This is a genomic window from Luteithermobacter gelatinilyticus (assembly GCF_005849285.1).
GTDB classification, from domain to species: domain Bacteria; phylum Pseudomonadota; class Alphaproteobacteria; order Sphingomonadales; family Emcibacteraceae; genus Luteithermobacter; species Luteithermobacter gelatinilyticus.
On the sequence record NZ_CP040517.1, the window covers coordinates 1,118,714 to 1,137,009 of the forward strand.

Genomic DNA, 18,296 nt, shown 5'->3' on the forward strand with positions numbered 1-18,296 from the left:
TATACACGAATTACTTTTCAGAAGATATATATATTTTGAGATGAAAATCTCCCTCGGCGACAGGGCATAAAATGACCCGCCGTCGGGCAGGCGGCGGGCCAGAAAGTTTACCGGAGATTATTGTTATTGTTGTCTCTTGGGTCACGGGGACTTCAGAGGGATTTATTCAATGAAGTTCCTGGCGGACCTGTTGTCGGAGAATGTCAATGGGCACCAGCTTTTCCTTAACCTGCAAATGCCAGAAGGTCCAGCCGTTGCAGGAGGGGGCGCCCTGAACGTGGGCGCCAACCTGATGGATGGAGCCTTTGGTATTTTCGCTGATCAGCGTACCGTCCGCGCGCACTTTTGCCACAGGCTGCTTGCCGCCGGCGCCCTTGGGGCCGTAGAGCAGGGTGCCGGGCTGGATCATGCCGCGTTCCACCAGCGTGCCGAAGGGCACGCGAGGTTGGGCGCGCTTGGCCGGGGTCACTTCCAGAACATCGTCTTCCAGCCGGTCGATGGCGGCCAGGCGATCCTGGGCCAGACGGATATATTTTTCCTCTTTTTCCAGGCCGATAAAGTGGCGGCCCATCTTTTTGGCCACGGCGCCGGTGGTGCCGGATCCGAAAAATGGATCAAGAACCACATCTCCCTTGTTGGTGGAAGACAGCAGAACCCGGTACAGAAGCGCTTCGGGTTTCTGGGTAGAGTGCCCCTTGTGGCCGTTCACTTTCAGGCGTTCCTTGCCGGAACAGATGGGTAGGGTCCAGTCTGAACGCATCTGTATATCGTCATTAAGCGCCTTCATGGCGTCATAATTGAAGGTGTATTTGGTGTATTTTTCGCCCTTATTACACCACAACAGGGTTTCATGGGCGTTGGTGAAACGGGTGCCACGGAAATTGGGCATGGGGTTGGTTTTACGCCAGACAATGTCGTTCAGGATCCAATAGCCCAGATCCTGTAACGTGGCGCCAACACGATAAATGTTATGATAACTGCCGATTACCCAAAGGGTACCGGTATCTTTCAGAACCCGGCGGGCGGCCGTCAGCCAGGCGCGGGAAAACTCGTCATAACTTTTGAAGTTATCGAACTTGTCCCACTCGTCGTGAACGCCGTCCACATGGGAATTGTCCGGACGGTGCAATTCCCCCCTGAGTTGCATATTATAGGGGGGATCGGCGAAAATCATGTCAACGGACTTTTCCGGCAGCCGGTTCATCAGATCAATACAGTCTCCCTGAAGGACCTGATCCAGGGCCTGATCCAGGGAAAGGCTCTTAAAGTTATCCTCTTGCGTCCCCGCAGTCGTCGCCAGGGAAGGGGTTGGGGATATTTTTTTCTGTGTTGTTCTCTTGCTCATGAAGCGCAGTTTGAGTCAAACCGCGAATCACGTCAAGAACTTTTTTTTATTTGAATCAGTCAGTTATGTAAGAGTTTTGAGTCATTAGGTTACAAATTGGGGCGAAGCTTTTACGGTGAAAACGACTCGGACCCACAAGCTTTAGTGCTTCCAGATGCTGCCGGGTACCATATCCTGAGTTTCGTTCCCAGCCATATTCGGGGTGTTTTTGGGCCAGATTTTTCATCAAAAAATCTCGTTCGACCTTGGCGATGATGGAGGCGGCGGCGATGGAAAATGACCGACTGTCTCCTTTGACGAGGCACGACGCAGGGCAAATCAGGTCCGGGGCATGGGTGCCGTCTATAAGCGCGTGACCGGGAACGCAGGGCAGATTTTCGACGGCGCGGCGCATGGCCAGAAGAGTGGCGCGCAGGATATTCATCTGGTCAATTTCCTCCACGCTGGCTTGCCCGATCCCCACTTGGGCGGTTTCCTTGATCGCATGGTAAAGTTGTTCGCGCCTTTTGGGGCTGAGCTTTTTGGAGTCATTGAGCCCAGCCGGGATATTGTTTGCATCCAGAACAACCGCCGCCGCAATGACCGGGCCAGCCAAAGGACCACGTCCTGCTTCGTCCACACCACAAACGATACCGCCGATTTTTTGTTCTGGTTCATAACTGGGGCCTGAAGGCGCCAGATCAAACAGGGTTGCCTGCCCGCGCATAGCTTGATCCCCTCCCTTTAATTTCTGGGGTGTGACCGTATTTGATGGTGCCGGGCAGTGTATCGGCTGATGAGGAAAATCAAAAGCCCCTAAAACAGGCTCATTTGTTTTCCGTCATCAAGTGGGACCCTGAACAGGTCAAGCCGTAATCGGTCGTCGCGTTTCTGGGGGTTGAGGCCGAGCCGACGACAGGCTTTTCTGAAGCGTTGAGCAATAAGTTCGGCATAGGGGCCTGCACCCTTCATCCGGTGGCCGAATTGGGCCTTATAGTCCTTGCCGCCATGCATGCTCTGCAACAGATGCAGAATACGGTCCGCCCGGTTCGGGGCTTCTTCCTCCAGCCATTCCCGGAACAGCTGTTTGATTTCATGGGGCAGGCGCAGCATCACATAACCGGCGCTTCTCGCGCCGGCTTCCTGTGCGGCGGCCAGGATATTTTCCATTTCGTGATCGGTGAGTGAGGGGATGACGGGCGCTACCATGACGCCGGTGGGAATACCGGCTTCTGTCAGTTTGCGGATCGCCAGAAGCCGACGTTCCGGGGTGCTGGCCCGGGGCTCCATACGCCGGGCCAGGCGGTGATTCAGCGTGGTGATGGAAAGAAACACCCGCACCAGATTCCGGCTGGCCATTTCCCCTAACAGGTCGATGTCACGGGTGACCAGAAAGGATTTGGTCACCACCCCGAACGGATGATTGAATTTTTTCAGAACCTCAATGATCTGGCGGGTAATTTTCAGGTCCCGTTCGATGGGTTGATAAATATCCGTATTGCCGCCAAGCGCAATAACGGCCGGGTGGTACCGGCGGTGACGCAATTCTTCTTCCAATCGTTCTGCTGCGTCATATTTGACCATCAGCCGGGTTTCAAAATCGAGGCCAGCGGAAAACCCCAGATAACAGTGGGTAGGACGGGCATAACAATAGATGCAACCATGTTCGCACCCCCGATATGGGTTGACTGTCTGGTCGAAGGGGATATCCGGCGAGGTGTTATGGGCAATCACCTTTTTGCTTTTATCAGCCATAAGAAAAGTTTTGACCGGTTCCGGGTCCTGATCCAAGCTGTCCCAGCCGTCGTCCAGCGGAATACGCTGTTCCTTTTCGAAACGGCCGGTATCGGCGCTGCGCGCGCCACGGCCGCGTCGGGCTTCTGGGCGCACCCAGTTGTTTTCCGTATGGGGGGCGAGTGTCTCTTTCTCCATAAGGAGTTTATAATGCAAAAAGAACAAAAAGTGAACAGATAAATTTTTTTTGATCTCGGATCAGTCATTTTTGTCTTGGCATGACGGCCTGTGCCGGGGCATGATCGCCGCTATGATCACGGTGGTTATTCCAACTTTGAATGCGGCGGAGGATCTGACGCGGCTGTTGTCGAGGCTCACCGATGCTCTGGTGGAGGAGGTCATTGTTGCCGATGGCGGATCCCTGGATGAGACGGTGGAGATTGCCCGAAAGCATGGCGCACGAGTGGTTGTCACTGCGCCGGGCAGGGGCGGGCAGATGGCTGGCGGGGCGGCGGTCGCACGAGGAGACTGGCTGTTGTTTCTCCATGCGGACAGTCTTCTGGTGCCGGGCTGGCAGGCGGTGGTACGGGCGCACCAACAGGCGGCTCCCGATCGGGCGCTTGTTTTCCGGCTGGGATTTGATGACCAGAGCTGGAAGGCGCGTTTTCTGGAGCTGGTGGTGCGCTGGCGTTGCCGGTTTCTGGCTTTGCCGTATGGTGATCAGGGCCTGCTGATTTCCCGCCGGCTTTATCAGGCACTAGGGGGATTTAAGGATATGGTGTTGATGGAGGATGTAGACATAGCGCGGCGACTGGGTCGGAAAAGGCTGGTCTTTTCGCCCCACCCGCTTATGACTTCCGCCCGGCGTTATCAGACGGCGGGATACGGGCGGCGCATCCTCAGGAATCTTTTTTGCCTCAGCCTCTATTTTCTGGGTGTCTCCCCGCAGCGCATCAGGAAGATTTATTCATGAGGCGACAGAATCATCTGGTGATTTTCCTCAAGGCCCCGCGCGTGGGGCAGGTGAAAACCCGGCTGGCCCGTGACCTGGGGCCGGTACGGGCCTGGATGATGTATCGCCGCCTGTGCGGGACCTTGATCCGGCGGCTGGGCTGTAGCGCGGTCTGGCGGACCTGGCTGTATGTCAGCCCGGACATTTATGCGAAAAAGGGCGGTTTCTGGCCTCTCAACCTGCCGCGCCATCCCCAGGGACGGGGGGATCTGGGGGGCAGGATGCAACGGGCTTTCGATGGTTTGCCGCCCGGTCCCGTGGTAATTGTGGGCGGTGATATTCCCGACATTTGCCGGGCTGATATTCGGGCGGCTTTTGACAGGCTTTGCACTCACGATATGGTATTTGGCCCGGCCGAGGATGGCGGATATTGGCTGGTGGGTATGCGTCGTGCGCCCCGGATTTTGCGCCCGTTCACGGGCGTGCGCTGGTCAACGGCCCAGGCGCTGCGCGATACGCTGGCCAACCTGCCCGCGGAGCGACAAATTGCTTTCCTGCGGACCTTGAACGATATTGACGAGAGCCGCGATCTGCGCCGCCGGGAATGGCCGCTGACCTGGTAAGGGGGGTGTTCCCCGATTATCTTTCCTTGAGCCGGGGCAGAATTCCGACAAAATTGCAGGGGCCGTGACGGCTGTCGAGCTGTTCTTTCAGAATATTGTCCCAGCCGTCCTTGCAGGCACCGGTGGAGCCGGGCAGGGCAAACATATAGGTGCCATTGGCAATGCCACCCGTTGCTCGGGATTGCAGCGTCGAGGTGCCGATGAATTTATAGCTGATCATGCGGAACAGTTCTCCGAAACCGGGAATGGGTTTGTCATACAGGGATTCGAAGACCTCGGGTGTGTTGTCGCGGCCGGTCAGTCCGGTCCCGCCGGTGGAGATGATGACCTGAATTTCGTCATTGTCTATCCAAGATTTGAGCCGGGTGGTCAACGCGTCCTTGTCGTCTGAAACCAAATCTCGTGCGACCAGATTGTGGCCGGCTTCCTGAATCCGATCGGCCAGAAGCTGTCCGGATGTGTCGGTTTCCGGGGTCCGGCTGTCGGAAATGGTGAGGATAGCGATATTCAGGGGAATAAACTCGTCAACGTTGGGCATGTCTCTGTCTCTTGGTTTTGTGATTTTCCTGGGCATGGTACAGGGGCCAGTCGCCGGACGCAACCTGATCCAGAGACGGCACGGCCTGTCCCAGCCGCAAGCGGTAAATCCAGTAATTGCTGATCACCTTTTCAATATAGTTGCGGGTTTCGCGTACGGGAATGCTTTCAATAAACAGCAAGGGGTCATCCTGAAATTCGGCCCTGCGCAGCCATTTCTTCAGATTCCCCGGACCCGCATTATAAGCGGTGAGCAGTTTAAAAAGGTTCCGGTCCGCATAGTCCGGGCTCATCATGGCTTCCAGATATTTCTGACCCAACGCCATGTTATAACGCGGATTGTCCAGCTTGATGCGGCTGCCATAGCGTAAGGAGCGGTCGCGGGCAATATAACTCGCAGTACGCGGCATCACCTGCATCAGGCCGCGTGCGCCAACGGTGCTGCGGGCCCAACTGTTGAATTCGGATTCCTGGCGCATGATGGCAAAGAGCAGCGCCCGGTCCAGGGTGAAACCGCCCTCGGGTTCCGCGTCCGGCAAGGGATAAAGGGTGCTGTCAAGGGCCGTGAGCTGTTTTTGTTCTTCGATCTTGCCGATTTTGAGCTGGGTGCCGGGCAATCCCAGTTTTGCAGCAAGCCCCAGAAGGGCAGCATGTTTATCTCCTCTGGTCCGGCGCCAGGCATCGGACAACTCCATATCCGCCGTCATGGTCCGGCCAATCTGCGCCAGGGCAATGGCCCGCTTGACGCTGCCGATGTTTTTGATGCTCTCATAATGATGGGGGGTGAATTCCGGCTGCTGCCAGTTGAGCAGAGGGGCCTGCCCCAGTTGCCGTGCGGCAATCAGGCCATAGAAGGTGCGATGGAAACTGGCGGCATGGCTGAGAAGCGTGCGCACCTTTTCCGGTTGACGGCAGACCAGATTGGCGCGGGCGGCCCAATATGCCCCGGCCGAAGCTGCCCAGTCCCCGGCCACTTGTGAATAGGCGACCTTTTCAAAATGTTCCGCGGCACGCAGGCAGTCTCCCAAACGCCAGGCGGCCAAGCCTGCGATCCAATCAGCTTGGGAGGCTTTTTCACGCAGATTTTGAGAGGCGATACGTGCCAGGGCATAGGCTTTTTCATCCTGATTGCTGAAATAATAACCGCTGGCAACATCGGTCATCAGGTCGTGAAATTCTTCGGATGTCAGAAGATTCATCCTCTCGAACGCCCAGAGCCGTTTTTCCGCGTGTCCCGGTTTGTGGCTGCGCAGATAACGCCGGATGCGTTTTTTCAGATTGCTGATTTCAACCCGTTCCGCCCGGGTTCTGAAAGATGAGGGCTGGTCAGCCACAGGGTCAAGGTAAGTTTTTGCCGTGGCCGTGGCCGTAGTTGTGATCACGGCCCTGTCCAGGGAGGGCTTATCCGCCGGGAAACTTTTTGCCAACAGGGGGACAGGTTTATGCAGACGACTTTTATTGCCCCCATTCTTTCGGGTTGCCAGCGCATAAATCCGCTGGGCGCCGGGCAAGTCGGGATATTTCAGCATCCAGTCCGCCAGTTCCCGATAGGTGGAACGATAGGCTGTCGGGTGCATGTAACGCTGATACAGGACATGCCCCATCAGGACCCGGTTTTCGAGTTTTTTAATCAGCCGGTCTGCCCGGGACCAGTGTCCGTCTTCCTGCAAGGCAAAAATCTTCTGATACAGCTCCACATCCTTGTCAGATAAAGGGGACAAGTTGATGGGGGGCTCTTGTGCGGGAGCCGTCTCAAGCGATGAGACGGGGGAAGTATCATGGTGGACGCTCCAGTCCCGTTCTGTCTGGGGCTCGCCTGTGAGGACTTGGTGTTTATCGTCCTGGACAAGGGGGATTGTGGCCTGTTGATCGTCTGCGGCAAAACCAAACGATGAAAAAAGGCCCGGCAGCACCAGAAGCGGGCATAAGGCCAGAAGCGGGCATAAGGAATGGATCAGGATACGGTACTTTCTGATCATTCATGTCCTCCTTGCATGGTCGTGTGGTTCAGGCTTCCCAGTTTATCGCGAATTTCCAGAAGATCAGCCCAGGCATCTCCCTTGATTTGGGGCTGACGCAACAGGTATGCCGGGTGATAAGTGGGCAAAACCGGAATATTCCGCCCGGCAATTTCCAGATTCTGCCAGCGGCCCCTGAGTTTCGTGATCCCGGCACTGACATTCAGCAAAGTTGAGGCTGCGGTTCCGCCCAGAAGGACGATCACCTTTGGGGCGGCCAGTTCGATATGGCGTCGGATGAAGGGCAGGCAGATCATGGTTTCCGCATCGCTGGGTTTGCGATTGCCCGGGGGGCGCCAGGGTAGAATATTGGAAATGTAAAGATTTTCCTGGCGACTCATATCGATGGCGGCAAACATCTTGTCCAGAAGCTGGCCGCTGGCCCCGACGAAAGGTTTCCCCTGACGGTCTTCCTCCACGCCCGGCGCCTCGCCAATCAGCATCAGGTCACTGCCAGGAACGCCATCAGCAAAAACCGTATGGGTAGCGGTTTTTTTCAGTCCGCATCCCTCAAAGCCTTCGATGGCCAGGCGCAATTCCTCCAAAGTGGTGCAGGCTGCGGCGAGATCCTGTGCGGCGCTGTGATGTTGTTGCACGGCGGCCAGCGGAGAGATCTGGGGTGTTGCCTGCGCCCGGGTTATAGGGGGTCGGGGAGTGGGGGAACGCGATACCTGGTATGTCGTTTCGCCTGCCATGCCGGAAGGAGCAGTCCCGGCGTTGTTTGCCAGGGGAGCTTTGCCCATCGCTTTTTGAGCGGTTTCAGCAGACACGGCAAACCAGTCCGTGGTGGTCTCAAGGATACATTCATCCACGCCGTTTTCCAGATACCACTGTAAAAGCGCCAAAGGGGTCTGGTTATGGGATGATTCGCTCTTAATATTCATATGGGAAGTGTGGCTCAAACTCGTTAATATTGCCTTATCCGATCAGTGGTGCAGATCTTAACTTTATTTAAGACTTTATCTAACCACGGCCGGACCGAAAACTCAATATGACTTATGTTCAGGGGAAAGATAAGGGTGCTCCAGAATCAGATTAAAACGTTTGTTTGAAAAAATCTGTAAGATAGATTATGCATATTACATTGACCCGCCGGTAACATAGAGGCATAAAAATGGCAGTTTCTGGATGGGTAATCGTCAAAATTACCAATAACGCGATGAAAAAGCGGGAGAATGGATGTCATGGAACGCGAATTTATGGAATATGACGTCGTCATTATCGGCGGCGGTCCTGCCGGCCTGAGTGCCGCCATACGTTTGAAACAGCTCGGCGCAGAAAAGGGGCAGGATCTGTCCGTTTGTGTCCTGGAAAAGGGGTCCGAAATCGGCGCGCATATTCTGTCCGGGGCAGTGATTGATCCTATTGCCTTGAATGAACTTATCCCTGACTGGAAGGATAAAGGCGCCCCGCTTTTAACGCCGGTGACTGATAATCAGCATTGGATTTTGAAGGAAAACAGCAAAATTTCCATGCCGCATTCCCTTTTGCCGCCGCTGATGAGCAACAAGGGCAATTATATTGTCAGCCTTGGCAATGTCTGCCGCTGGCTGGCGCAACAGGCTGAAGAACTCGGCGTGGAAATTTTCCCTGGCTTTGCAGGGGCCGAAGTGCTCTATCATGAAGATGGTTCTGTCAAAGGGGTGGCTACCGGCGATATGGGGGTGGCCAAAGACGGCAGCCACAAAGACAGCTATATGCCCGGTATGGAACTGCATGCCAAATATACCCTGATCGCGGAAGGCGTCAGAGGGTCTCTGGCAAAGGGGCTGATTGAGAAATTCAATCTTCGTGAGGGGGTCGAGCCGCAGACTTACGGCATCGGCATCAAGGAATTGTGGGAAATCAAGCCGGAAAACCATAAACCCGGCCTGGTTATTCACACCCAGGGCTGGCCGCTGGACTCCAAAACGGTGGGGGGCGGTTTTATCTATCATCTCGAAGACAATCAGGTGGCTATCGGGTTTGTGGTGGGCCTGGATTACGAAAACCCCTATCTGTCTCCGTTTGATGAAATGCAGCGTTATAAGACCCATCCGGCCATCGCCCCCATGTTTGAGGGGGGACGGCGCATTTCCTATGGCGCGCGCGCAATTAATGAAGGTGGGTTTCAGTCGATACCCAAGCTGACGTTCCCGGGTGGCGCGCTGATCGGGTGTTCTGCTGGGTTTGTGAATGTGCCCCGCATCAAAGGCAGCCATAACGCCATGAAAACCGGTATGCTGGCGGCAGAGGCGGCGTTTGAGGCGCTGGCCGAAGGCCGCGAGGGGCGGGACGAGCTTGTGACCTATACGGAAAAATTCAAATCCAGCTGGGTGTACAAGGATCTTTACCGTGTGCGCAATGCCAAGCCGGCCATCCACAAATTCGGCGCGTTCTGGGGCACGTTGTATGGTGGGCTGGATATGTGGTTGCATAATCTGGGGCTGGGTTTTCTTATTCCCTGGACTTTCGGGCATGACGAAGATCACAAATGCCTCAAACCGGCCAGCGAATGCCCCCCGATTAACTATCCGAAACCGGATGGGGTTTTGACCTTTGACAAACTCTCTTCGGTGTTTCTGTCGAATACAAACCATGAAGAGGATCAGCCCTGTCATTTGACGTTGAAAGATCCGGAAGTGCCGGTCAAAATCAATTATGAAATCTATGCCGGCCCGGAACAGCGTTTCTGTCCTGCCGGTGTTTATGAATTCATTACCGAAGATGATGGATCAAATCCCAGATTGCAGATCAATGCCCAGAATTGTGTTCACTGCAAGACCTGTGATATCAAAGACCCGACACAGAATATCAACTGGGTTGTGCCCGAAGGCGGGGGAGGCCCGAATTACCCCAATATGTAGGAGACGAACTTGTTTATCGGTAACGACGTTGTCTGTCAGAACAAATCTAAGTCACGCGTCTTCCTGTTACAGACTGTCGTACTGATCACGTTTCTTGCAGGCTGCGCCACATCGCAAAAGCCGGTCAATGAACCTGCAACACCCCCGGAGCAACCCTTCGGGGAGTATCTTGCAGGTCAGCATGCCCAGGCTAATATGGATATCGGGGCAGCAGCGGAATATCATCAAAAAGCGCTCGAGCTGGACCCGGATAATCTGTCTTTGCTTGGGCGGACTTTTTCCCTGTGTATTGCTGATGGCCGGTACGACTGCGCGGTGCGTGCCGCCAATCGTCTGCGGCAAAACGGGCGGGCAGACAGTCTGGTGCATCTTTTCCTGTTTCTGGAAAAGGTGGAAGCCGGTGCCAATGAAAAGGCTTTGGGGCTGCTGGAACAGGTTGGCGATGCCGGGGTTTACGGGCTGTTCAAACCTTTGTTGAGAGCCTGGATTGCGGCGGAACAGGGGCGCAGGGAAGACGTTGAATTGTATCTCAATCAACTGTTCGACAATGATTCCTTTGAAAATTTCAAAAAATATCATGCGGGCTTGATCTATGAATATATTGGGGAATATGAAACGGCTGAGCGGCTTTATGCCGAAGCATTGGTCAATGTGGGGGGCATTACCCTCAGGAATATCGAAGCCTATGGCCGGCTTTTGCAGAAGCTGGGTCGTGAGGCGGATGCCCGACAGCTCTATGTGAATTATCTTGAAAAGGCCCCGGATAATGAAACTCTTGAAGCGGGTTTGAAACGGCTGAAGCAGGGGCTGGCGCCCGGACGTGAGATAAGGAATTACCGGGACGGCCTGGCCGAGATCTTTTATACCTCAGCCAGCTTTTTAATGCAGGACAATATTCGCACACCGGCAACCCTGTATCTGCGTCTGGCGAAATATCTCAAGCCGGACTTTTATCATGCGGACTTTTTGTTGGGGCAAATTTTTGAAATTGACGACTATTATGAGGGTGCTCTGAACTGTCTTGCCAATATTCCCCCGGAAAGCCCGTTTCATTACCGGGCCCGGTTGCAGCAGGCATGGATTTTGGAAAAAACGGGGCGAATCGAAGAGGCTGTGGCGGCAATGAAGGCTTTGATTGCGGAATATCCGGAAAAAATCGAGACCTATGGGGCGCTGGGTGATTTGTATCGCATTCACAGTCGTTTTGCCGAAGCGGGGGAGGCCTATACAAAACTGATTGAGAGGCTGGACAAGCCAGAGCAGAAGCACTGGACCATCTTCTATACCCGGGGTATTGTTCTGGAGCGGCAACAAAGATGGCATGAGGCCGAGAAAGACTTTTTCCGGGCGCTTGAATTACAGCCGGATCAGCCGCAAGTACTCAACTATCTCGCCTATAGCTGGGTCGAGCGCGGAGAAAATCTGGAACAAGCCAGGCGCATGCTGGAAAAAGCGGCTGAACTGCGCCCTCATGACGGATATATTATAGACAGTCTTGGGTGGGCGTTGTTTAAAATGGGGTATAAGGAAAAAGCCCTGGAAATTCTGGAAAAAGCGGTTCTGTTGCAATCTGATGACTGGGCGATCAACGACCATCTCGGGGATGTATATTGGGCCGTAGGCAGAAAAAATGAAGCCCGGTTTCAATGGCGACATGCCTTGTCTCTTAATCCCGATGCAGACAAGATACCTGTGATCAGGCGGAAACTGAAGCATGGATACACGCCCGAATAAACCGCCGTTTTTGTCAAAAGGCACCTCTTTTTCGGAACACGCGCCGGCCAAAATCAATCTGGATCTGCATGTGGTCGGACGCCGTGCCGATGGTTATCATTTGCTGGACAGCCTGGTGGTTTTTGCCGACTATGGCGACCGGCTTGATTTTGTTCCTGGGGATGAGTTGTCTCTCATAATCCACGGCCCTTATGGGCAGGATCTGACGGTTGAAGAAGACAATCTTGTACTCAGGGCGGCGCGGGCGTTTATGGACCGAAGCGGCAGGAAGCTTACGGGGTGCTTTAGGCTGATTAAAAACCTTCCGGTTGCTTCCGGCATTGGCGGGGGGTCAGCGGATGCCGCCGCCGTGCTCAGAATCGCAGAAAAATGTTATCCCGGGGCCCTGTCCCTGGAGGCCATGCGGGAACTTGCTTTGAAGTTGGGGGCGGATGTGCCGGCCTGTCTGATGGGGCGGTGCCTGCGTATGGAAGGAATCGGTGAAAGGATCACGCCGCTTCCCCTGTCCTTTCCCCTGTATCTGGTGTTAGTCAATCCGGGCCGCGCCGTCTCCACCGCGGAAATTTTTCAAGAACGCGCCCGCAAACGGTTGGCCTTTTCTGCGGCGCGTGACGTGCCGCTGGGTTTTTCCGATTTTGAACAGTTATGGAAAGTGGTGCAAAACAGCCATAATGATCTACAGCCGGGGGCCTCGGAACTGGAGCCGGCCATTCCGGCATTGCTGGACGCATTGCAGGCTGTGCAAGGCTGCCTACTGGCGCGTATGTCAGGAAGCGGGGCAACCTGTTTTGGTCTGTTCGAAACGCTGGAGCATGCCGATGCTGCGGCACGAAAAATCCGTGACCTGTATCCTGCTTATTGGATAAAAACCATCACGGCCCGGTAACAGGGTACAGTTAAGGTTGCGCCTGTTTTTTTCTGTGTTAGAGTGCGCGGCTATATAAAGAGGATTCAGAACAAAATTCAGAATAAAATTCCGAATAAAATTCCGGGGCATATTGAAGTGGGATTGAGTCACGTGGAATTGGGGTCGAAGAAAATATGACTATGCGTTTTAAACTGCTCACGAACCGCCTGATTGGCACTCTGGTCAAAACTGTGGCTGGATATGTGTCTAAACCTCAGAGGAACCGCCTCAGCATAACAGGCGCGTTGGGCCTGCTGCTGTTGATGGTTGCGGGAGTTCAGAACGCCGCGGCACAGACTTTTGATCCCTCTTTGTTGGAAGACCTGCGTCGTAAATCCATGAGCGGCACGCCCCGTACAATTACGTCGCCTGTAGACCGGGGCCGTGAAATGACCCTGTCGGAACAGGCCCGGCAGGAGTTGATCCTACGGCAAAAGAAACGGTATCAGAAACCGTCCCGTCTTGAGGAAGATTATCGGAACAGGGTTGACCAGGAAGAGTTGTCCCAGTTCGGGTATAGTTTGTTTGAAAATCTTCCTTACGAGCGGGAAGTGATTACCGGAACGGTTTCCGATAACTATATCCTGGGGGTGGGGGATGAGCTGGTCATTACCTTCCAGGGGTCGAAGACCGAGACCCTGGTGATCAAGGTGGATCGGGAAGGCCGGGTGACATTACCGGAAATCCGGCCGATCACGGTTGTCGGAAGAACGCTGGGGGATTTTAAGAAGACCTTGTCCGAACAAGTGGCCGAAACCCTGATCGGGACGGAAGCCTATGTGTCGTTATCATCTTTTCGTATGATTTCCGTTATCGTTGCCGGAGAAGTCTTTGATCCCGGCATTGTGCGCACCACGAGTTTGTCTTCGGCGCTGGAGGTGCTGATGATGGCGGGCGGGGTGAAGAAATCCGGCAGTCTGAGGAATATTAAAATCCTCAGGGGAAATGATGTTTTTAAGGTGGATCTTTATGATCTGCTTCTGGGACATGGCGCGGGAAGCGTGCCGCTGCTGGATGGTGACAGAATCGTGGTGCCGGTGGTTGGCCCGACGGTTGCGGTAACAGGGGATGTGGTCCGGCCGGGAATTTATGAATTAAAGAATCCGGCCGGCATTTCCGTTGACAATGCCCTGAAATTGGCCGGGGGAACAATTCGGCCGACAGGCTATAGCTTTAGCCATGTCCGGCTGGACGCGGAAGGAAAACAGGCCTTTTCCAAAGTTTCCAGCAAGGACCTTCTGAAAGGCTCAGAAGCCCTGATCGCCACCATGCGTGAAAACAGTCAAACCGGTAAGATCGAGCTGGTGGGCCATGTCAAGATTCCCGGAGTGCGCTCGCTTGCAACGGCCTCAACAATCCGTGAACTTGTAGGGCGGGTCGAAAATCTTGACGATGACCCCTATATGCTGTTCGGCGTGATCGAGCGGGTTGACGGCAAAACCAGAAACCGCAAGCTGATTGAATTCAGCCCGGAAAAGATCTTTTTTGGCGGACAGGATATCCCCCTTCAGGACCAGGACCGCATTGTCTTTTTCGGCAGGGATGACATCGCCTATCTGACGTCCCAGGAGGTCAGAGAGGTCATTATGAGTGGCGAATATCTGGTCAAGAAAACGCTTGATAACAGGACGCTGAACAAAAACTATTGTGCACCTTTGGATAATCTGGCGCGGATTATCAAGGACACCCAGTCGGAACGCTTCGCTACGGCGGTGAGGGCCGTGTTTGTGCGAAAGGAAACGGAAGAGGAACGTATCCGCGACCGGGAGGAACTGGCCGGGGAGGATCTGGATAAACTGCGCGAGGACATGGAACGCAGGGCGCTACTTTCCCGGCAGCAGAAAGAGGCCTCCTTCAGCCCACGACCGGCTAATGTGGAAGTTGACACAGAAGATGGGGAAGCCAGTCGGAAAATGCAACTGACTTTCTGCCCGGCGATCTATTCCGAGGTGGAATATCTGCTGCCGTTCACTTTGGAATATGTGGTGTCTGTGGATGGGGCTGTAAGGCAGCCGGGGGTATATCCCATCACCCCAGAGACGTCTGTAGCTTCTCTGTTGAGCGTTAGCGGCGGTACATCCCATGATGCTAATTTGGCGCGCATCGAGGTGGCCAATTTTGAAAATGGTGGCGGAGCGGCTCATCGTATCATGAATTGGGAATATGTGGATGCGATGTCTGCTTCCCTGGAAAACGTGACGCTTAATCCTGGGGGTAGCGTCCGGATCGGTTCCGTCCATACCAATTTTGAGCCCGGCGCGGTGTTGCTGTCAGGTGAATTCAAACAACCCGGTGTTTATACCATTCGCAAAGGCGAAAAACTGTCTGAACTGATCCTCAGGGCCGGGGGATTTACGGAACAGGCGTATCCTTATGGCGCCATCTTTACCCGCAAGAGGGTGAAGGAATTACAGGAAGCGGAATTGCGACGCACGGCGGAACGCTTGCGTTCAGCAATGGTTTCCGCATCAGTGAAGAAAAGTGTGGAGGCGGATTCCCTCATGGCCGCCCGGCAATTGACAGAACAGGTTGCTTCCACGGAAATGATGGGGCGCGTCGTTATCGAGGCCGATCCGGTGAAGCTGGCGCTTGATCCGGCTAAGGATATTGTCCTGGAAGCGGGAGATGCGCTTTTTGTCCCCAAACGTCCCAATTTTATCGTGGCCATCGGCGATGTGCTGAACCCGGGAGCGCTGCAATTTGTGCCTGGCAAAACGGTGAAGGAATATCTTGAAGAAGTGGGAGGATTTAGCCGTTCTGCGGATGAGGACCGGGTGTTCGTGGTCTACCCCAACGGGGTGGCCCGGCCAGTGCAACTGTCCTCTTGGGGCGGGGACAGGAATTTGTCCCTGCCGCCGGGGTCAGCCGTGGTGGTGCCCACGGATCTCAGTCCTTATGACAGTCTGACTCTGATTAAAGAGATTGGATCAATCGTTCAAAGTCTGGCGGTTTCCGCGGCGTCATTGGCCGTAATCTTCACAAATTGATGTTCCTGATGAACAGGCTGAGGCCGCATAAAAGTCGCAAAGCCTGGGGCATATTGCTGTGTTGTGTTGCGGGCTTTCCGGCCTTGGCGTGTGGGGCCGAGTATACACCTTATGACAATTCCCCGGGAAGTTTTGGCGGGGTGGGGCTTCTGGAAATGCCCACGGCGCGTTTTGCCCGCGATGGGGAACTGTCGTTCGGTGTCCATTATCAGGATCAGGTTACCCGGCTTTTTAGCGTCTGGCAGGCAACGCCGTGGCTTGAAGCGGGCCTGAGTTATACTGATGAAGCCAATGGCGTGGTTGACCGGTCTTTGGACATCAAAATCCGTCTGTGGGCGGAAGCCGATTATCGTCCGGCGCTGGCCATCGGCTTGCGTGACCTGTTGGGCAGTGGGCGGTATGGCAGCGAATATATTGTTGCCAGTAAACGTTATTACGATTTCGATTTCACGGCGGGGGTTGGCTGGGGCCTTCTGGCCAGCCGTAATGGCGTGTATAACGTGTTCCGGCTTTTCGGTGATGATTTTGAACGTCGGGACGCCCCCGGCGCACAAAGCGGGAAAATCCGCTTGGGTAATTATTTCGCCGGTCTTGACATGGCGTTTTTCGGCGGCGTGGAATATCGCACACCTGTGAAGGGGCTCACGGCCAAACTGGAATACAGCAGCATAGATACGTCCCGGGTTCCGGAATTTTCCCATTTGGAAGATCGCTCGGCATTTAACGTGGGGCTGAATTATAAACCTTTTCCCTGGCTGGATCTGGCTGTGGGATATGAACATGGAGACCGCCTGACTTTTCGTTTTGTCCTGAGCCAGAACCTGCATAAGGTCAAGCCGGCCGGGTGGGCCAAAGGACGGGAGCCTGTCCCGGTGCGTCTGCGCGAACCAGGAGAGGAAGCCCTGGCGGAGCCACGCGTCCCGACGCAGACAGATCAGCCCCCCCAAGACAGTGATCGGCTTTTTGTGCGTCTCAAGGGGCTGGGGTATCACATTGTTGAGGTATCAGGCCGGGGGCGGGGCATCCGGCTGACCCTTCAGAGGGCCGAACAGTCAGGCAGCCATGAAAACTTGTCGGCTCTTGGCGCCGTTCTGGAAGACTATGAACAGGCCGAACTCATCATCAGAAACGCGGGCACAGAAGACGACAGGCTTGCGGCCCGGCGAGAGGATGGACTTGGTCGCATGGCGCAGGAACGATTCCGGCAATCGGCTGTTTACCTGCGTGAACAAGCCTCTGGCAACCTTTATGCCGCCGGACCGCTAAAACGACTGGCGGAAATTTCCGTCAATCGGCTTGAGGAGGAAGGATTAAAACCAAGGGAGTTGTCCCTGAGCGGTGTCGTGGCGGAACTGCATCACGAAAATGGCCCTTATTCGCAAATTCCCAAGAATGTGGGTCGGGCTGCCCGGGTATTGAGTCAGGAAATGCCAAATCATGTGGAAGCATTCAGGATTGTTCCTCAACATCAGGGCGTGGAACTTGCCGACATTACTGTTTTGCGCAAGGAATTTGAAAAAGCCCATGATTATCGGGGCAGCCCCGAAGAAATCCTGAGCACGGCTCTGATTCGGGCGCCGCAGGCCGGGCATCGGGAAATGCATCGGGAGCAGATAGATAAAACCGATGAGGGGAAAGAGGTTAAGATACACAATGCCCCGCCGCGTTATGAATGGGATCTCTATCCGGAACTGCTGACCCATTTTGGGAGCGACAGGACCGGGAAGTTCCGCGCCGATCTGTATGTCACGGCCCGCGGCGAAATGAATGTGACCCGCGGCGTTGAACTGATTGGGGAGCTCAGGCAGCGTCTCGTCGGAGATCTGGATGGTCTGCCGGTTCAGGACACGCCGCCGGTTCCCGCCGTGCGCAGTGACATTGCACGTTATGCCGAAGAGGGAGCAACCGCCCTGAAACGTTTGCAGATGACCCATGTTCACACGCTTTCTTCTGAGCTCTATACCCGCATTTCCGCCGGTTATCTGGAGTCCATGTTTGCTGGTCTGGATGGTGAGGTGCTGTATAAGGCTTACGATAGAAACTGGGCGGTGGGCATGAATGTCAACTGGGTCAAACAGCGGGATTTTGATCAGCTCTTTTCATTCAGGGATTATGACACCATTAGCGGTCATGTGAACTTTTACCACGAAAATACAAAATACAATATTTCCACAGTGGTGCGGGCTGGACGGTATCTGGCGGGTGACTGGGGGGGGACACTTGACATTTCCCGACGTTTCGACAATGGCATTCGGGTCGGGGTGTGGGCGACTTTTACGGATATGTCGAGCCGCGAGTTCGGAGAAGGGACATTTGACAAGGGAATTTATATGAAAATTCCCTTTGGAATGTTCTGGCACAAGCCAACGCCGCGGGATTTCCGGCTTACCTTCCAGACCTTGGGTAAAAATGGTGGGCAGCGACTGGAGACGGATATGGAATTGTATGACCTTTTGTCGGTGGGCAACAGGGACCGTTTATATCAGGACTGGCGTCACATTCTTGACTAATGAGGAAGAATATAGTCTCGTGTGTTCTGATATCTCAGCCGACTTTCAATCAGGTATCCTTTTTTTAAGGAAATTGGGGTATGGATAAGGAAAATTTGCAAACCTAAAATTTTGATCAACGAAG

General features: G+C 54.4%; 13 protein-coding genes. 7 read left to right on the forward strand and 6 right to left on the reverse strand.

What is annotated here, in order from left to right:
* Positions 1-166: 166 nt before the first annotated feature.
* The 3 genes from FE788_RS05020 to FE788_RS05030 form a co-directional block, all read right to left on the reverse strand.
* The gene (locus tag FE788_RS05020) at positions 167-1,204 is read right to left on the reverse strand and encodes a site-specific DNA-methyltransferase (RefSeq protein ID WP_246057988.1); all 1,038 of its coding nucleotides are present in this window, start codon (positions 1,202-1,204) and stop codon (positions 167-169) included.
* A gap of 196 nt (positions 1,205-1,400) precedes the next feature.
* On the reverse strand, positions 1,401-2,051 hold the full coding sequence (locus FE788_RS05025; protein ID WP_138379614.1) for a ribonuclease HII: 651 nt from the start codon (positions 2,049-2,051) through the stop codon (positions 1,401-1,403).
* A gap of 89 nt (positions 2,052-2,140) precedes the next feature.
* Positions 2,141-3,256 (reverse strand): PA0069 family radical SAM protein, encoded by a 1,116-nt coding sequence (locus FE788_RS05030; RefSeq protein WP_138379615.1) that lies wholly within the window; start codon positions 3,254-3,256, stop codon positions 2,141-2,143.
* Between the two features lie 70 nt (positions 3,257-3,326).
* Between FE788_RS05030 and FE788_RS05035 the strand changes: the two genes are divergently transcribed.
* Together FE788_RS05035 and FE788_RS05040 are read left to right on the forward strand one after the other, a co-directional pair.
* Positions 3,327-4,031, forward strand: coding sequence for a TIGR04283 family arsenosugar biosynthesis glycosyltransferase (locus tag FE788_RS05035; protein ID WP_210414142.1), 705 nt, complete (start codon positions 3,327-3,329; stop codon positions 4,029-4,031).
* Positions 4,028-4,633 (forward strand): TIGR04282 family arsenosugar biosynthesis glycosyltransferase, encoded by a 606-nt coding sequence (locus FE788_RS05040; RefSeq protein ID WP_138379616.1) that lies wholly within the window; start codon positions 4,028-4,030, stop codon positions 4,631-4,633. The genes FE788_RS05035 and FE788_RS05040 overlap by 4 nt, the downstream gene beginning before the upstream one ends.
* A gap of 16 nt (positions 4,634-4,649) precedes the next feature.
* On the opposite strand, the gene moaB is transcribed toward FE788_RS05040, so the two are convergent.
* From moaB to FE788_RS05055, 3 genes are read right to left on the reverse strand one after another with little or no spacing between them, the layout of a single operon-like run.
* Positions 4,650-5,171 carry a molybdenum cofactor biosynthesis protein B gene (gene moaB, locus FE788_RS05045; RefSeq protein ID WP_138379617.1) on the reverse strand — a complete coding sequence of 174 codons (522 nt, stop codon included), beginning with the start codon at positions 5,169-5,171 and terminating at the stop codon, positions 4,650-4,652.
* Positions 5,158-7,149 carry a lytic transglycosylase domain-containing protein gene (locus FE788_RS05050; protein WP_138379618.1) on the reverse strand — a complete coding sequence of 664 codons (1,992 nt, stop codon included), beginning with the start codon at positions 7,147-7,149 and terminating at the stop codon, positions 5,158-5,160. Before FE788_RS05050 ends, moaB begins: the two co-directional genes overlap by 14 nt.
* The gene (locus FE788_RS05055; protein ID WP_210414143.1) at positions 7,146-8,090 is read right to left on the reverse strand and encodes a uracil-DNA glycosylase; all 945 of its coding nucleotides are present in this window, start codon (positions 8,088-8,090) and stop codon (positions 7,146-7,148) included. Before FE788_RS05055 ends, FE788_RS05050 begins: the two co-directional genes overlap by 4 nt.
* A gap of 282 nt (positions 8,091-8,372) precedes the next feature.
* Here FE788_RS05055 and FE788_RS05060 point away from each other — a divergent pair, with 282 nt between their 5' ends.
* From FE788_RS05060 to FE788_RS05080, 5 genes are all read left to right on the forward strand, one after another.
* Entirely contained in the window at positions 8,373-10,034 is a 1,662-nt protein-coding gene (locus FE788_RS05060) for an electron transfer flavoprotein-ubiquinone oxidoreductase (protein WP_138379620.1), read from the forward strand.
* A 9-nt stretch (positions 10,035-10,043) separates the two neighbouring features.
* On the forward strand, positions 10,044-11,768 hold the full coding sequence (locus tag FE788_RS05065; RefSeq protein ID WP_138379621.1) for a tetratricopeptide repeat protein: 1,725 nt from the start codon (positions 10,044-10,046) through the stop codon (positions 11,766-11,768).
* A complete protein-coding gene (locus FE788_RS05070; protein ID WP_138379622.1) occupies positions 11,749-12,654 on the forward strand; it encodes a 4-(cytidine 5'-diphospho)-2-C-methyl-D-erythritol kinase in 906 nt (301 codons plus the stop codon). The genes FE788_RS05065 and FE788_RS05070 overlap by 20 nt, the downstream gene beginning before the upstream one ends.
* A 161-nt stretch (positions 12,655-12,815) precedes the next feature.
* A complete protein-coding gene (locus FE788_RS05075; RefSeq protein WP_168190275.1) occupies positions 12,816-15,662 on the forward strand; it encodes an SLBB domain-containing protein in 2,847 nt (948 codons plus the stop codon).
* 8 nt (positions 15,663-15,670) lie between these two features.
* Positions 15,671-18,172: a YjbH domain-containing protein gene (locus FE788_RS05080; protein ID WP_168190276.1), complete on the forward strand. Its 2,502-nt coding sequence runs from the start codon at positions 15,671-15,673 to the stop codon at positions 18,170-18,172.
* Positions 18,173-18,296 lie beyond the last annotated feature (124 nt).

Bases quoted from the DNA above. Each gene is read 5' to 3' on its own strand.
- FE788_RS05020 (WP_246057988.1), bottom strand. From the start codon at position 1,204: ATGAACCGGCTGCCGGAAAAGTCCGTTGACATGATTTTCGCCGATCCC.
- FE788_RS05025 (WP_138379614.1), bottom strand. From the start codon at position 2,051: ATGCGCGGGCAGGCAACCCTGTTTGATCTGGCGCCTTCAGGCCCCAGT.
- FE788_RS05030 (WP_138379615.1), bottom strand. From the start codon at position 3,256: ATGGAGAAAGAGACACTCGCCCCCCATACGGAAAACAACTGGGTGCGC.
- FE788_RS05040 (WP_138379616.1), top strand. From the start codon at position 4,028: ATGAGGCGACAGAATCATCTGGTGATTTTCCTCAAGGCCCCGCGCGTG.
- moaB (WP_138379617.1), bottom strand. From the start codon at position 5,171: ATGCCCAACGTTGACGAGTTTATTCCCCTGAATATCGCTATCCTCACC.
- FE788_RS05050 (WP_138379618.1), bottom strand. From the start codon at position 7,149: ATGATCAGAAAGTACCGTATCCTGATCCATTCCTTATGCCCGCTTCTG.
- FE788_RS05060 (WP_138379620.1), top strand. From the start codon at position 8,373: ATGGAACGCGAATTTATGGAATATGACGTCGTCATTATCGGCGGCGGT.
- FE788_RS05070 (WP_138379622.1), top strand. From the start codon at position 11,749: ATGGATACACGCCCGAATAAACCGCCGTTTTTGTCAAAAGGCACCTCT.
- FE788_RS05075 (WP_168190275.1), top strand. From the start codon at position 12,816: ATGCGTTTTAAACTGCTCACGAACCGCCTGATTGGCACTCTGGTCAAA.
- FE788_RS05080 (WP_168190276.1), top strand. From the start codon at position 15,671: ATGAACAGGCTGAGGCCGCATAAAAGTCGCAAAGCCTGGGGCATATTG.